Origin of the sequence: Pseudokineococcus basanitobsidens (assembly GCF_037482545.1) — a bacterium.
Classification (GTDB): Bacteria; Actinomycetota; Actinomycetes; order Actinomycetales; family Quadrisphaeraceae; genus Pseudokineococcus; species Pseudokineococcus basanitobsidens.
The window spans coordinates 1-15,215 of record NZ_JBBIAA010000001.1 but is presented as its reverse complement, the minus strand read 5'-3'; the positions used below and the strand labels follow the sequence as shown (position 1 = coordinate 15,215).

Genomic DNA, 15,215 nt, shown 5'->3' with positions numbered 1-15,215 from the left:
CGTCACGTCGTCGTGCTCCCCCGTGGTCGCCGTCCCGTACTGCTGGTCACCCTGCGTGGCTGGCCGCCACGGTGTCCACCGATCGGGGGCATCGTCACACGGACGGGACGGCGCGCCAGGCCACTCACCTCGAGCTCAGATCGTCGGGTAGGTGCCGTAGAGATCCCGACCGTGCGGACCCAGGTCCACCGCAGCCGCGAGGTCCCGCGCGAGCCGGTCCACCTCCCTGGCCACCTCGAGCCGTCCGAGGAGGGACGACGGGAGGGCCTCGACTCCGTAGGCCGCGCCGAGAGCGGCGCCGGCGACGGCTGCGACACCGGGGCCGGCCTTGGGCACCGCGGCGGCGTTCGTGAGTGCCTCCTCGACGGAGGACCGTCCTCCGCACGAGAGTGCTGCGTAGACGCCTCCGAGGAGTGCCGACCGGGCTGACCGGTCCGGGGCGAGGTTCGCCAGCACGTCGGCGTCGGCCGATGTGCCGTACGCCCGCAGGGCCGTGTCGCGCACCAAGTGCTCGGCGTCGGCACCGGTCGCCATGACCAGCTGGGCTCCCCTCCACGGGTCGCCGGACGCCCACGCGCACGCCAACCACCGCGTCGCAAGGAGCGTCAGGTCGCCGACCACAGGAGAGTGCGTCAGTCGCGCGACGTCGCGGGCCTGGTTCGCCCAGTGGACGGCGCGGAGGGCGACGCCGGCGACCGCGAAGGGCAGGCCGCGTACGAGGCCGTGGGCGCCGTGGCTCTCCCGGCGCACCGCGTCCTCTGCAGAGCGCGAGGACGCGACAGCCGCCGCGGTCGCCGGCGCGGACCCACGGCGCTCGACGAAGGCCGGGACGCCTGCCAGCCAGTCGTCGGTCTGACGCTCGGAGTGGACGCCGTTCTCCGCGTCAGCCACCGGTAGGCCCTGCAGGCGCGCCCAGCGTCGCGAGCTCAACCAGACCAACGTCGGCCGGTGGGTGTCGATCCCCGTGTCGACCTCCCGGCAGTGGGCACGGATCAGCCCGTCGACCGTGAAGCACGCCAGCTGACCGGCGACACCGATGCGGAGTGTGCCCGGCACGTCCCCCTCGGCGACGCCGAGCGCGTCGCCGAGGACGAGGCCGGCGAGCATGCCGCGCAGTCGGTCGAGGTCCTTCACGCCCTCCACGACGCTCAGTTCGCCTCCTCGAAGAAGACAAGGAAGTCGCCGTTCAGGTCGACCCGCAGCTCGAACTCGATCTGCGTCGTCGTCGAGTCGTCGACGGCGGCGGTACCGCTGCACCTCAGCACGCTGACGTCCGTCTCGCCGTCGGGGACGGCCACGGAGCCGTCGTCGAAGGCCGCCGTCCGGTCCTCGAGCACCTCGGGCTCGTAGACCTGGACGATGGCGCTGTAGAGGTCGCCCTGGCTCTGCGAGAGCGCGACGACGTCCGGGATCAGCTCCTCGCAGGTGGGCCAGTCACCGGCGGCCTCCGGCTCCTCCACCTCCTCCTCCACCGGCGGCAGGTCTTCGACGGCACCGGCCGACGGAGCAGCACCGGGCACCGGCTCGGAGGCTTCGGCGTCGTCCGTCGGCGAGCCGCTGACGGCCACCAGGCTCGCGGTGCACGCGACCAGCGCCAGCGCGAGGGCACCGCCGATGATGCCGACCTTGGCGCCCGTGCTGAGCCCTCTCTCCTCCTCCCAGAACTGCCAGCCCTCCGGCGCCGGGCCCCAGCTGGGATCCGGCCGCCATCCCGGCGGAGGGGTCCAGCCCGGCGGCGGTGCCGGCCAGCTCGGGGGGGTGGCGAAACGCTTGGCCATCGGGTCCTCTCTCGACGAAGGGCAGAGCGCGACAACGGGTGGAGCTGCCCTGCAACCCGTCCCGTCGGCACGACCCTTGCACGGCTCTCAGGTTTCGGTGAACGCTCAACATAGCTAACGATCCGGTATCGGGATCGGCGGTCGTGGCGGACGAGAGATCGAATCGCCTACCGTCGCCACGGCCGCGGCTCGGGATCCCCTGCAGCGGCGCCCCTCTCGCGTCGACTCCCTGTCGGCGCCGAAGCCCACCACGCTCGGAGGACCTGTGATCGACGCACCCACCACCCCACCGCAGGCGCAGCACCAGCGGAAGGGCCTGGCCATCGCCGCCCTCGTGCTCGGTCTCGTCGCGATCCTGGGCTGCCTGGTCCCCGTGCTCAACATCGGCAGCATCGTGATCGGCGTGGTGGGCCTCGCCCTCGGCGTCACGGCGCTGCTGCTCGCCCGTCGGGCAACGCACGGCGGCAGGGGTATGGCCATCGCCGGAACCGTGCTCTCGACGCTGGCGATCATCGGAGCCGTGATCGTCAACCTCGTCCTCGGTGCGGCCATCAACGCCGCCGACGACGCCATCACGGACGCGGAGAACGGGTACTCCGACATCTCGCCCGAGGAGGAGGACGCCGCCGAGGAGGCGACCCTGCCGCTCGGCGAGGCCACGGAGGTCGGCGAGTACACGGTGGCCGTCACGGCCGTGAACCCGGACGCGGACGACGTCATCGCCGCGGAGAACGAGTTCAACGAGGCCCCGACGGGTCAGTACGTGCTCGTCGACGTGGACGTCACGTACAACGGCGACGAGGAGGGAGACCCCTGGATCGACCTGACGGCCGGTTACCAGGGCACCGACTCGCGCGACTACGACGAGAGCAGCTGCACGGCAGTGACCCCGGCCGAGGCATCCGACCAGCCGACCCTGCGCAACGGCGGTTCTGCCAGCTACAGCGTGTGCTTCGACCTGCCGGCCGACGCCATCGAGGGAGGCCGGGTGTCCATGGAGGAGACGCTGAGCCTCACCTCGGAGCCGTCCTACTGGTCGGCGCAGTGACGTCCTGACCGTCGCGGCGAGCGGCCTCCTGTGCCTTCTCCGGCAGGAGGTGCTCGTCTCGCTCGGCGGCCCGCGGGGTGGCGCCTTCGTCGACCGTGGTCGCTCCGCGCAGGCTCTCCCGAGCCTCGAGCCAGGTGACGACGTCGAAGACGCGGAGCGGTGAGACACCGACGAGCTCGGCCTCCTCGCCCAGGCGGACGAGACGGCGGTGCAGGGCCCGGTCGGCCTCCCTGAGCCGCTGACGGAGGGGCTCGACGTAGCTGCTGCCCACACCCAGGTGCCGGGCGACGACCCCGTCCCACACCGGCCGGAGCCGCGGTCGCTTGCGGGCGATGAGCTTCGTCGCCCGCGTCGGACCGACACCGTCGAGCGCATCCAGGGCATGGAAGAGCTGCGAGAGCGGCGACTCCTTCGCGATGGGTTCGCCCTCGTCGACGAGGTCGCGGTCCGGGCCCACGGCTCGGAGCATCTGCGCGAACTCGTCACGGCGGCGGACCAGCAGCTCGTGGGCCGCCCGCCCGCTGAGGTCGACCGACAGCAGCGACACCGCGACGACGTCGTCGGCCGTGAAGACGTCCGCCGACGTGGCACGCGTCCCGGAGGGGTCCCACGTGTCGAACGCCGAGCCGGTGAAGCCGTGCTCGCCGTCCGGGGGTCTCCGGTAGTAGCGCCGCAGCAGGTCGAGCACAGCGCTGTCGTCGTCGGTGCTCAGCGCGGCCGGCAGCCTCATCGACGTCATCGGTCCTCCCGGGGTCGGTCCTCCGTGGCCGGCGCCGGGTCGGCGTCTCGTCGCGGCGAGGCTCCCACCGACGCCGGTGCGACGAGCGCGCGTTCAGCACATCGAGTGACCCGGCAGACGCTGTCGGACCCCTCGTCTACCGTCGAACCGACTCCAGCGCAGGGGCCGACGACACGGGGGAGAACGTGGACGACACCAGCACGGCGAAGATCGGCGACGGAGCACGGGTCCGTCTCACGGTCGGTCCACGACGGCTCCTCAGCTACGCGATGGCGCACAACCGGGTGCAGGTGGTGCCGACCCTCGTCCTGCGCAACGACGGCCCACAGCTGCGCGGCGCCACCCTGCGGCTGCAGCTCCTCGACGCCGAAGGCCCGATCGGGGTTCCGCACGACGTGGTCGTCGACGTCCCGGCCGGGGAGAGCGCCGTCTACCGCGACCTCCGGATGACCCTCGACCCCGCGGCCATGCTCCAGGTCGAGGAGCAGCGGCCCGGTGTCGTCCGCGCGTCCGTGCTCGTCGACGGCGTGGAGGTCGGCAGCGGAGAAGGTCGCGTCCAGGTGCTCGCCGCGCACCAGTGGCTCCTGCGGTCGACCCAGTCGGGCGTCGAGCAGCTCAGCCTGGAGATGCTCGCCGCGCACGTCATGCCGAACCACCCGGCGATCGCCCCGCTGCTGAGCGAGGTGGCCGACCGCCTGGCCGCCTCGACGGGCAGCCCGTCGGTGCAGGGCTACCAGGCCGGGGCCGAGCGGGTCGACGAGATCGTGCGGTGCGTCTGGGAGGCGATGCAGGCGCGCAGCATCCGGTACAGCGAACCGCCGCCGAGCTGGTCGGACCGCGGCCAGAAGGTGCGCACGCCGGGCGAGGTGCTCGAGGGCCGCGTCGGCACGTGCCTCGACACCGTCGTCGTCATGGCCGCCGCGCTCGAGCACGCAGGCATCAAGCCGCTGCTGTTCCTCGTCCAGGGCCACATCTTCCTCGGCTACTGGCGCGAGGAGCGCTCCCTCGGCACCGCGGCGCAGACCGAGGTCGACGACGTGGTCAACCTCGTCGACCTCGGCGCCGTCGGCCTGGTCGAGACGACCCTGCTCACGGCCCGCGAGGAGCCGGTGCCCTTCGCCCGCAGCCACCGACCGCCCTACGCCGAGTACCTCACCGGGGACCTGGGCAAGGTCCTGGGCGTGACCGACGTCCACCAGGCGCGGCGTGACGGCGTCCTCCCGCTGCCGGCGCGCACCCGCGCCGACGACGGCACGGTCACGGTGACGACGTACAGCCCGGCGGCGCACTCCACGTCACCCGCGGCCGCGGCGCGGGCACGTACCGACGAGGTCGTCCACGACAGCCGCGGCCGGACCGTGCCGCCGCGCGTCGCGCAGTGGAAGAACGCGCTCCTCGACCTGAGCCTGCGCAACCGCCTCATCAACTTCACCGACCGGGCCCGGCTGCAGCTGGCCGTACCCGACGCCCATCTCGGCGCGCTGGAGGACGCCGTCCACGAAGGGACCGCGATCCAGCTGCTGCCCTCGGACCACGTGGCCGCCATCCACGCCGAGCGCGGCATCAGCTTCGGCCGCGACCTGCCGCAGGACCAGCTGGCCGATCTGCTGCTCGGCAAGCACGCGCTCTTCGCCGACGCGACGAGCGCGCGCTACGACGCCACGTTGCGCGGGCTCGCGCACAAGGCCAGGACCATCACCGAGGAGACCGGGGCGAACAACCTCTACCTGGCGCTCGGGTCGCTCGTCTGGACCCTCGAGGCCCGACAGCTGCGGTCTCCGCTCGTCCTCGTCCCGGTGTCCCTGAGGGCGAGCGGCCGTGGCGGCGCCTACCGGCTGGTGCTCGACGAGTCGGGCATGTCGACACCGAACTTCTGCCTGCTCGAGAAGCTGCGGCAGGTGCACGGGCTGGAGATCCCCGACCTCGCCGAGCCGGCGAGCGACGGCGCCGGCATCGACCTCGACGCCGCGCTCACGGCCGTCCGGACGGCCGTCGCCGGCAAGGGGCTGCCCTTCCGGGTGGAGCCGACGGCGGACCTGGCGATCCTGCAGTTCGCCAAGTTCCGGCTGTGGAAGGACCTCGACGAGAACTGGGAGGCGCTAACGGGCAACGCCCTGGTGCGGCACCTCGTCAGCACGCCGACGGAACCCTTCACCGACCCGATCCCGCACCCGGGCGAGGTCGACCTCGACGAGCTCGCCGCCCGCTGCCCGGTGCCGGCGGACTCCTCGCAGCTGGCGGCGGTCGGGGACGCCGTCGCGGGGCGCACCTTCGTCCTCGAGGGACCGCCCGGCACGGGCAAGTCGCAGACCATCACCAACCTGCTGACCCGCGCCGTCGCCGACGGGAAGCGGGTCCTGTTCGTCGCCGAGAAGCGTGCCGCCCTCGACGTCGTCAGCCGGCGCCTGCACGACGTCGGCATGGGCGCCTTCTGCCTCGACCTGCACGACAAGGCCAGCCGCCCGACGCAGGTCCGCGAGCAGATCCGCCGCGCGCTGGACCTCGCCGTCGAGGCGGACCGGACGGGCCTATCCGCCGACCTCGAGGACCTGCGCTCCTCCCGCCGTGCCCTCGTGCGGTACGCGCGCCGGCTGCACGAGCCGAACGGGGCCGGCCTCTCCCTCTACGGCGCCGAGGACGCCCGCCTGGCGCTGGGCGGGGTGTCGGCCCGCCTGCCCGTGCCCGAGGAGGTCGCCGCGAACGCCTCGGCGGAGACGGCCGCGCGTGTGCGGCGGGCGCTGGCGGACCTTCCGGACGTCGCCGACCTCGCGCACCCCACGCCCGAGCACCCGTGGGCCTTCGTCGACCCGCCCGCCGGGTCCGCACCCGACGTCGACGCCGTGCACGCCGCCGCCCGCGACCTGGACGCCTGCCTCGTCGACCTGCCGGCCGACGGGCCGCTGGCCGAGGCGGTCCGGGCGGCGAGGACGCCCGGGGACCTCGTGGCGCTGACCGGCGTCCTGGGCCCCGCGCCGAGCCTGGAGGTCCTCGACGAGACCCGCACCGACCGGTGGCGGGAGGCCGCGGGCGGCCTCGCGGGCGACCTCGCCGCCTTCCTCGCGGCGTCGCACCCCGGCCTGGACTCGGCGACGCCGGCGGCCCTCCATCTGCCGCTGGCCGACATCCACGCCGACGCGCAGGCCGCCGCGGCGTCCGGCTTCTTCGGTCGGAAGAAGCGGCTGCGGGTCGCTCTCGCCCGGCTCGAGCCGGCGCTGCGCCCCGGCGCCGAGGTCGCCCCCAAGCAGGTGCCCGAGCTGACGGGAGCTCTCCTGCACGTGCAGGGCGTCGTCCGTGGGCTCGCCGGGCGTGCGGGCACCATCCCGGGTCTCGTCGTCCCCCCGCAGTGGAACCCGCTGACCGAGGAGGGGCGTGGCCTCGTCGACCGGCAGGTGGAGTGGCTCCGCTGGGCGGGCACGCAGGTCGACACCGGGCGCGGCACGAGTGGTTTCGTCGGCGCACTGCGTCGACTCGTGGCCGCGGGGGGCGGCGCGGACGCCGGCAGCGCCTCGGCGGTGCGCCGCGTCAGCACCGCGGTCTCCCGCCTCGCCGCGACGACCGGCGCGTCGCCGGAGGCCCTCGACGCCTGGGCCGGCGACGGCTGTCTGCTGCCGCGGTGGCAGCAGACAGCCGGTGCGCGGGCCGTCACGCCTCCGGGGCTCACCTCGCTGCGTCGGTGGCTCGCCCTCCACGAGCAGCTGGAGCCGCTGCGTGCCGCCGGGCTGCCGGCGGCCCGGTCGGCGCTCCTGCGGGGCGAGGTCGACGCCGACGACGCCGCCCGCGCGTTCGACCTCGGCCTCGCCGAGGCGTCGGCGGCCGAGCGCCGACGCAGCACCGGTCTGGACGCCTTCGACGGGCGGGCGCACGAGCGCGCCGTCGAGCGCTTCACCCGCTCGTCGTCCGCCGTCCGCGAGCACCTGACGTCCGCCCTGCCCGAGCAGGTGCTCGCGACCCGGACGCTCGACCCGTCGGCCTCCCGGGGCCAGATGGGGCTGCTCCAGCGCCAGCTCACCCGCCGGCGCGGCGGGATGACCGTGCGCGAGCTGATGCGCAGCTTCCACGGGATCATCACCCAGCTGATGCCGTGCGTGCTGGTCAGCCCCGACTCGGTCGCCCGCTTCTTCCCCGCCGAGCAGGACCTCTTCGACGTCGTCGTCTTCGACGAGGCCTCGCAGGTGCGCGTGGCCGACGCGGTGGGCGCCATGGGCCGCGGCCGCTCCGTCGTCGTGGTGGGCGACAGCAAGCAGATGCCGCCCACGTCTTTCGCGGAGTCGAGCCTCGCCGACGACGACACCGAGGTGGCCGAGGACGTCGTCGAGGACGAGGAGTCGATCCTGTCCGAGTGCGTCCAGGCCGGCGTGCCCCAGCAGTGGCTCTCCTGGCACTACCGCAGCCAGGACGAGTCGCTCATCGCCTTCAGCAACCGGCAGTACTACGACGACAAGCTCTCGTCCTTCCCCGCGCCGGTGCACGGCGCGAGCGACTCAGGTCCCGGCGGGCACGGCGTCTCGCTGGTGCGCGTGGATGGCACGTTCCACCGCAGCGGCAAGGGCAAGCTCCTGCGGACCAACCCCGCCGAGGCAGAGGCGCTCGTCGCGGAGATCCGCCGGCGCTTCGCCGCCTCCCCCGACGAGGCGCCCTCCCTCGGCGTCGTGACCTTCAACCAGCAGCAGCGCGCGCACGTCGAGGCGCTGCTGCGCGACGACGAGGACCCGCGCCTGGGCGAGGCCCTCGACGCGCCCGAGGGGCTCTTCGTCAAGAACCTCGAGAACGTCCAGGGCGACGAGCGCGACGTCGTCTTCTTCTCGACCGCGTTCTCGAAGAACGACAAGGGCGTGCTGCCGCTGAACTTCGGACCGCTCAACCGGGCCGGTGGGGAGCGACGGCTCAACGTGGCCGTCACCCGAGCGCGTCGGCAGGTCGTCGTCTTCTCCAGCTTCGCGCCGTCCGAGCTCCGGGCGGAGGAGACCACCTCACGGGGCATCAAGGACCTGCGCGCCTACCTCGACCTCGCCGAGAGGGGAGCCGAGGCACTGCCCGGCGACGCCGCGCGGCGCATCGTCGTGGACCGCCACCGCGAGGAGGTCGCCGACGCCCTCCGCGGGCGCGGGTACGTCGTCCGCACCGACGTCGGGCTGTCGAGCTTCACCATCGACCTCAGCGTCGCGCGGGCCGACGCCCCGGACGTCCCGGTGCTCGCCGTCCTGCTCGACGGGCCCGCGTGGGCGCAGCGACGGACGACCGGCGACCGGGACGGCCTGCCCCGCGACGTGCTGTCCCGGATGCTGCGCTGGCCCGCCGTCGAGCGGGTGTGGCTGCCGGCGTGGCTGGACGACGCGGGTGTCGTGGTCGACCGGCTCGTGGCTGCGGTCGACGGTGCGGACGTGGCCGGTCCCGAGATCGCGCCGGCGTCGCCCGTCGGCGTGCCGGCGCCCCGCGCCGAGCTGGGCTCGCCCGAGGAGGACGACCTGCCGTCGCCGCCTCCGGGGCGCGACGAGGTCCCGGCCGTCCGCAGCTCGCTCGCGGCTCCGGGCCCGGGTCTCGGCGAGGAGTGGCGCGACACCTTCGCCGACGCGTCGGGCAGCCTCTTCGACGACCCGCGGTACCTCTCCGGCGCGGACGCGCCCGCTGGGCGTCGCGACGCCGACGCCGAGGTCCGCGACTTCGTCCCGTGGGCGCCGCGCTCCCTCGGTGACGTCGCCACGCTCGACGCGCTTCCGCGCCCGGACGCGACGCGGGAGGTGCGCCGAGCGCTGCAGGACGTCGTCGACGCCGAGGGCCCGGTGCACGTCGACCGTCTGGCGCGGCTCGTCGCCGGCGCCTTCGGCCTCGGGCGGGTGAGCGAGAGCCGCAAGGCCGCCGTTCTCACGGCGCTGCCGCCGAAGCTCGTCGTCGACGACGCCGAGCCTGTGGTGTGGCCCGCGTCGCTCGACCCGGCGACGTGGCGCGGCTACCGCCCGACGCCCGCCGGCGTCGACCGTCCGGTCGAGCACCTGCCGCTGCGGGAGGTCGTCAACGCGATGGCCGACGTCTGCCGCTCCGCCGGCGGCATGACCGAGGAGGAGCTGCTGCGCGAGGCGCTCGCCGTCTTCGGCGGGCGGCGTCTCACCGCGGGTATCCGCGAGCGCATGGTGAAGGGCCTGGTGCTGGGCCTCAGCGACGGGCGCCTGCGGCGGGACGGCGAGGTGCTCGTCTCCCGGTAGCCGGAACCGGCGACCTTCGGACGCCTGCTCGGCCACGTGGAGTGCTGACGCAACGGAGTTCCGTACGTCGTCTACCCCCCGGAGACCTGATCGCATGCCTCTGCGCCGCCTGAGCACCGAGCCCCGCGCCGTCGCCGACGCCTACTTCACCGAGTGGGTCGTCGGCGGGGCGCGGAGGCTGGAGGCCTTCGACCACCGCCTCGCCGAGGACGGCGGGCCCGCCGACCGCCTCGACGGGACGCCGGAGAGCCTCGTCCCAGTCTTCACCTGGGTGGTCGAGCACCTCACCTTCGTGACCGAGGAGCTGGTCGACGACGGCGACCTCCCGCCGTGGTGCGTCGCCGGCCCCGTGGCCGACCCGCGCGGCGAGCTCGACCCGGCGTCGGCACGGCTCGCTGACGGGCTCGCGCGCTACTTCGGGGAGGTGGCCGTCCGCCACGTCCCCGGCGCCCGCTGGGTCGTCGGTGACGAACCCCGGCACCGGAAGACCTACGTCGACCAGCACTGGCCGGTCGTCGCGGCACACCTGCTCGCCGTCAACCCGCTCCTGGCACGAGGACTCGCCATCAAGCTCGCGCGCCAGCCGGTGAGCGAGCGCCGGTACACCTGGTTGCGGGACAACCTCGACGACTACCGGCAGATCGCCGCCCGCGGACCGGAGCCGGACGAGCCCGCATGGACCGTCGACGCGGTCGACGCCGAGGGAGTGCCCGGCGAGAGATGGCGGTGGGAGGTCGGTCTCGACGACGACCTCGCCGACGACGACGACGACGGGACCGCCTCCCTGACGGCGACTCTTGCGCTGCTGCCCGGCGTGACGGGGGTCGAGGAGGAGGACCGTGGAGCCTGGCTCGTCGCCGGGGACGTCGACCGTGCCGTGGTCGAGGCGGCCGTGCGCGGGTGGGTCGCCGCGCACCGCTGACCGTCCGATCGCCCTGGAGGACGGCCGCCGCGACCCTCAGCCCCTGACCGGCCTGACCGGGAGCCCATCTCGTCGCTCACCTGACGCGGTCCGCACCACCCATCACACTGACCGCGTGACCGACCTCGTCGAGCACCTGTCCGCCCTGCCCCCCGAGGACCTGGCCGCGCTGCTGCGCCGGCGCCCGGACGCCGTGGCGCCGCTGCCGCCGCGGGACCTCGCCGAGCTGGCCGAGCACCTCGACGACCCGACGTCCATCGGGCAGGTGCTCTCGACGGCCCCGCTGCCCGTCGTCCAGGTCGTCGAGGCGCTGCTCGTGCTGGGCCCGCAGCCGACCGAGGCGGCGCTGCGCCGGCTGCTCGGGCTGGACGCCGGGACGGACGCGCTCGACGCACCGCTGGAGTGGCTGCTCGAGCGGGTCCTGGTGCGGCGCACCGACGACGGGCTGCGGCTCTCGCCCGGGCTGGGCGACGTGCTCACCGGCCCGCTCGGCCTCGGCCCGCCCCTCGCCGTCCTGCTGCCGGACCTGCCGGTCCGTCGGCTGCAGGAGGTGCTGAAGGCCCACGACGCCCCGGCGCCCACGCGCAAGGCCGAGTGCGTCGCCGCCGTGCAGGCGCTGCTGTCGGACGGCGACCGGGTGCGGGCCGCCGTGGCCGCCGTGCCGCCGGAGGTGCAGCCGGTCGCGCTGGCCGTGCTCACCGGCGAGGAGGAGGACGGACCGGGCTGGGCCGACCCGGGCGCCTACGCGCTGCGGCGCGACGCCACGCTCTGGGCCCGGCACCACGGCCTCGCCCTCGGCAACCCCTGGGGCCCCGAGCTCGTCGTGCCCGCCGAGGTGGGTCTCGCGCTGCGCGGCGCGGGCTGGACGGCGCCCTTCGACCCGCAGCCGCCCGCGGTGCCGACGACACCGGTGGCACCCGAGGCCGCCGAGCGGGAGCAGGCCGCGGCGGTGCAGACGTCGGCCGCGCTCGTGCTCGCCGTCGCGGACCTCGTCCGCTCCGAGGGCGTCCCGCTGCTGCGCTCCGGCGGCGTCGGCGCCCGCGAGCTCGGGAGGCTGGCGAAGCGGACGGGGACCAGCGAGCAGGACCTCCGCCTCGCGCTCGGCGTGCTCGGGGCCGCCGGGCTCCTGCAGGCCGTCGGCGGCACCCTGCGCGCGAGCGGCGAGATGACCGGATGGCGGGCCGCGGAGCCCGCGGCGCAGCACGCCGCCGTCCTGCGCGCGTGGTGGGACGACCCCGTCGTCACGACCCGCACCCACCGGGACGGCAAGGTCGTGCCCGCGCTGACCGGTGGTCGCTCCGACGAGGTGCACGGCACCGTGCTGCGGCAGGCGCTGCTCGGCACCGTCGTCCGGCTGCCGCCCGGCCGCGGCGCCGACGCCGCCGGGGCGCTCGCGCTGCTGCGGTGGCACCTGCCCGCCGTCGACGAACCGGCCGACGCCCAGGGCCTGCCCGCCACCTGGGTCGAGGCCACCACGCTCGGAGCGGTCGCCCTCGGCGTCCCGACGCCGCTGGGCCTCGCCCTCCTGCAGGGGGACGACGACGCGCTGGTCGCGATCGTGCGAGAGGCCCTGCCGGAGAGCGTGGACCGGGCGGTCATCGGGGCGGACCTCACCGCCGTCGTCCCCGGCAGCCCCTCGGTGCGGGTGACGACGCTGCTCGACGCGTGCGCCGACCGCGAGGGCCGCGGCGGCGCCGTCGTGTGGCGGCTGTCGCCCGGCAGCGTCCGTCGCGCGCTCGACGCCGGGTGGACCGGCGAGCAGCTGCGCGCCGAGCTGGCCGACGTCGCCGGCGGCGCCCTGCCGCAGCCGCTGGAGTACCTGCTCGCCGACGTCGCCCGGCGGCACGGCTCGCTGCGGGTGCGCGACGCCGTCGCCGTCGTCCGCGGCGACGACGAGGCCCTGCTCGCCCAGGCCGCCGCGGACCGCTCCCTGCGAGCCCTCGGGCTCGCGCACGTCGCCCCGACCGTCCTCACGAGCACCGCGGACGCCGCCACGACGGTGCAGGCGCTGCGCGCGGCGGGCTACCTGCCCGTCGTCGAGGACACCAGAGGTGAGGTGCAGGTGCCGGCGCGGCCCGAGCCCGCCGCCGCGGCGCGCAGCCCCCGCCGGTCGCCCGCGGTGGGCCGGGGCGCGGCACCCGTGGAGCACGACGCCCCCGACGTCGACGCCCTGCTGCTGGAGATGGCGACCTCGCTGCTCAGCGACGCCCCGACGGCGCCCCCGGTCGACGAGCGCGAGCAGATGCTGCGTCACCTCGCGCCGAGGCTGCCCACCGCGCAGGCCCGGCTGCTGCTGCACGCCGAGAAGGTCGGTCAGACCGTCGTCCTCACCTACCGCTCGAGCAGCGGCCGCATCACCACCCGCGCCGTCAGCGAGATGCGGATCCGGGGCCGGACGCTCGTCGCGTGGTGCCACCTGCGCGAGGACGAGCGGGCCTTCTCGCTCGAGCGCGTGCTCGAGGTGCAGCCCGCCGGGTGGTGAGGGCGGGCGCGCTCAGTCCGCCAGCAGCGCGGCCACGTCGACGACGAGCCCCGGCCACCCGGGCACCTCACCGCTGCCGGTGACGAGGGCGACCTGCCGGTACTCGCCCTCCGCCAGCTCGAAGCAGCGCAGGCTCGGCTCCAGCGGGTCGAGCACCCAGTACGCGGGCAGGCCCGCCCGGGCGTAGCGGAAGACCTTGCGCACGAGGTCGTCGCTGCGGTTGGTCGACAGGATCTCCACGCACAGCAGTGGCGTCCCGGTGAAGCGCACCTGCTCGTCGGTGGCGGGGTGGACCATGACGTCGGGGGCGTACTCGTCGGCCCCCGGCTTCCAGCCCCACGCGGTCACCACGGCGGCACCCGCGGGCGCGTGCTCCTCGAGCAGGTTCGCCAGGCGCCGGGCGGCGCTCTGGTGCCGCCGCGTCGGGAAGGGCGTCACGACGAGGTGCCCGTCGACGTACTCGCCGCGGACGTCCTCCCCCAGGGCCTCGTACTCGCGCCAGGTCATCGGCTGCTCGCGCACCGCCTCGACCGACACGTCGCGAGGGTAGAGCGGCGCGCCCCTGGTGTCAGCGACGACGCCCGGGCTCGCGCGCGGCCGTCCGGCTGACGTCCCGGCGCGGACGGAGCAACCACGACCGGCGCGCGGGTGACACCGCTCCACCCCCGCGCCGGCCCCGCCGACGGCACCTCGACGAGCACCACCGGGGACGGCACGAGCGACGACAGGGGCACCCGTGGACCGATCGACCGCGACGACGCGCGCAGCGAGGGCGGGCGCGTGCGCGCTGCTGGCGGGGGCGCTCCTCCCGCTCCCGACGGCACACGCCAGCACCGACGACCCGGCGCAGGCGGTCCTCGCCGGCCGGGTCGTCGAGGTCGTCGTCGAGCACGAGCCGTCGCCCGCGGAGCCCGGGCACGCGTCGGACGAGCATCACCACGACGACGCCCCCGCGGGCCTGCAGCTCGACGACGGGACGACGGTCGGGGTCGAGGGCCTCGCCGCGAGCGGCGCCGTCTCCGGCGAGGAGGTGCGCCTGGTCGTCGACGTCCCGGCCGCGCTGGAGGACGCCGTGGCCGAGGCCGCCGGCGAGCGCCGGCTCGACGCCGCGCGCGAGCGTCCCGCGGCGGAGGGCTCGGCTCTCGCCGAGGCCGTCGTCACGGCGGCCGCCGGCGAGGGCGTCACCCTCGCGGCCGCCGACGGCACGGTGCGCACGACCGCCGAGGCCCCGCCGCCCGCCACCGCCGCCGCGGTCGGGCCCGCCCGCCCCGTCACGGTCGTCGTCGCGGACATGGGCGAGGGGACCGAGCGCGTGCCCACCGACGCCGACCTCGCGTCGATGGTCCAGCGGGCCTCCGACTACTGGTCCGACCAGAGCACCGGTCGCGTCACCTTCGCCCTCGCCGGCACCCCGACGCGGTACAGCACCTCGCTCACCTGCACGGACGTCTGGGCGCTGTGGGAGGAGGCGAAGCAGCAGGCGGGCTTCGCGGGCGGCCGGCGCGCGCACCTCGTCGTCGTGCTCCTCGACGAGGGCGGCAAGGGCTGCGGCTACGGGGTGGGCAGCGTCGGCTCGGGCGTCGACGCGGGCGGCGTCTCGGCGCTGGACAACGCCGCGGACCTGTCCCTCGTCGCCCACGAGCTCGGCCACAACCTCTCGTTCGCGCACGCCAACTCCCTGGAGTGCGTCACCGCGCCGCGCCAGGACGTCGAGGGCACCGTGGCGGACCCGTGCCGCGTGCACGAGTACGGCGACCTGGTCGACGTCATGGCCGCCTCGACCGGCACCCTGCCCGGCGCCCTGTCGGCGACGGCGCGCGCCCGCGGCGGCTTCCTCGAGGCCGGCGAGCGGGCGACGGTGACGGCGGTCGGCACGACGAGCGTCGAGCTGGCCCCGCTCGCCGGCGCACCCGGCAGCGGCGCCAAGGACGTCAGCGTCACCGACCCGCGCACCGGCGCCGTGTACCGGCTGGAGAACCGGCAGGCCGCGGACCGCGACGCCGACCGGCTAATGGGGGCTACCGGACCGGTTCCGCAAGGGGCAGG

General features: G+C 75.3%; 9 protein-coding genes. 5 read left to right on the top strand and 4 right to left on the bottom strand.

Annotated elements, in window-relative coordinates:
• Positions 1-135 precede the first annotated feature (135 nt).
• Both WDZ17_RS00045 and WDZ17_RS00040 read right to left on the bottom strand, forming a co-directional pair.
• Positions 136-1,143: an ADP-ribosylglycohydrolase family protein gene (locus WDZ17_RS00045; RefSeq protein WP_339573073.1), complete on the bottom strand. Its 1,008-nt coding sequence runs from the start codon at positions 1,141-1,143 to the stop codon at positions 136-138.
• Between the two features lie 5 nt (positions 1,144-1,148).
• On the bottom strand, positions 1,149-1,778 hold the full coding sequence (locus WDZ17_RS00040; RefSeq protein ID WP_339573072.1) for a hypothetical protein: 630 nt from the start codon (positions 1,776-1,778) through the stop codon (positions 1,149-1,151).
• 265 nt (positions 1,779-2,043) lie between these two features.
• On the opposite strand from WDZ17_RS00040, the gene WDZ17_RS00035 reads away from it, so the two are divergent.
• Positions 2,044-2,826 carry a DUF4190 domain-containing protein gene (locus tag WDZ17_RS00035; RefSeq protein WP_339573071.1) on the top strand — a complete coding sequence of 261 codons (783 nt, stop codon included), beginning with the start codon at positions 2,044-2,046 and terminating at the stop codon, positions 2,824-2,826.
• On the opposite strand, the gene WDZ17_RS00030 is transcribed toward WDZ17_RS00035, so the two are convergent.
• Positions 2,792-3,556 carry a DUF6308 family protein gene (locus tag WDZ17_RS00030; protein ID WP_339573070.1) on the bottom strand — a complete coding sequence of 255 codons (765 nt, stop codon included), beginning with the start codon at positions 3,554-3,556 and terminating at the stop codon, positions 2,792-2,794. The genes WDZ17_RS00035 and WDZ17_RS00030 overlap by 35 nt on opposite strands.
• Before the next feature lie 194 nt (positions 3,557-3,750).
• On the opposite strand from WDZ17_RS00030, the gene proA reads away from it, so the two are divergent.
• The 3 genes from proA (at position 3,751) to WDZ17_RS00015 (ending at position 13,169) form a co-directional block, all read left to right on the top strand.
• On the top strand, positions 3,751-9,765 hold the full coding sequence (gene proA / locus WDZ17_RS00025; protein ID WP_339573069.1) for an anti-phage protein ProA: 6,015 nt from the start codon (positions 3,751-3,753) through the stop codon (positions 9,763-9,765).
• Between the two features lie 94 nt (positions 9,766-9,859).
• A complete protein-coding gene (locus WDZ17_RS00020; protein WP_339573068.1) occupies positions 9,860-10,687 on the top strand; it encodes a hypothetical protein in 828 nt (275 codons plus the stop codon).
• A gap of 115 nt (positions 10,688-10,802) precedes the next feature.
• A complete protein-coding gene (locus WDZ17_RS00015) occupies positions 10,803-13,169 on the top strand; it encodes a helicase-associated domain-containing protein (protein WP_339573067.1) in 2,367 nt (788 codons plus the stop codon).
• A 12-nt stretch (positions 13,170-13,181) separates the two neighbouring features.
• Here the strand turns inward: WDZ17_RS00015 and WDZ17_RS00010 are convergent, their stop codons facing one another.
• Entirely contained in the window at positions 13,182-13,706 is a 525-nt protein-coding gene (locus WDZ17_RS00010; protein WP_339573066.1) for a Uma2 family endonuclease, read from the bottom strand.
• A gap of 199 nt (positions 13,707-13,905) precedes the next feature.
• Here WDZ17_RS00010 and WDZ17_RS00005 point away from each other — a divergent pair.
• Positions 13,906-15,215, top strand: a 1,310-nt coding sequence (locus WDZ17_RS00005; protein WP_339573065.1) for a zinc-dependent metalloprotease family protein, incomplete at its 3' end; no start/stop codon positions are given.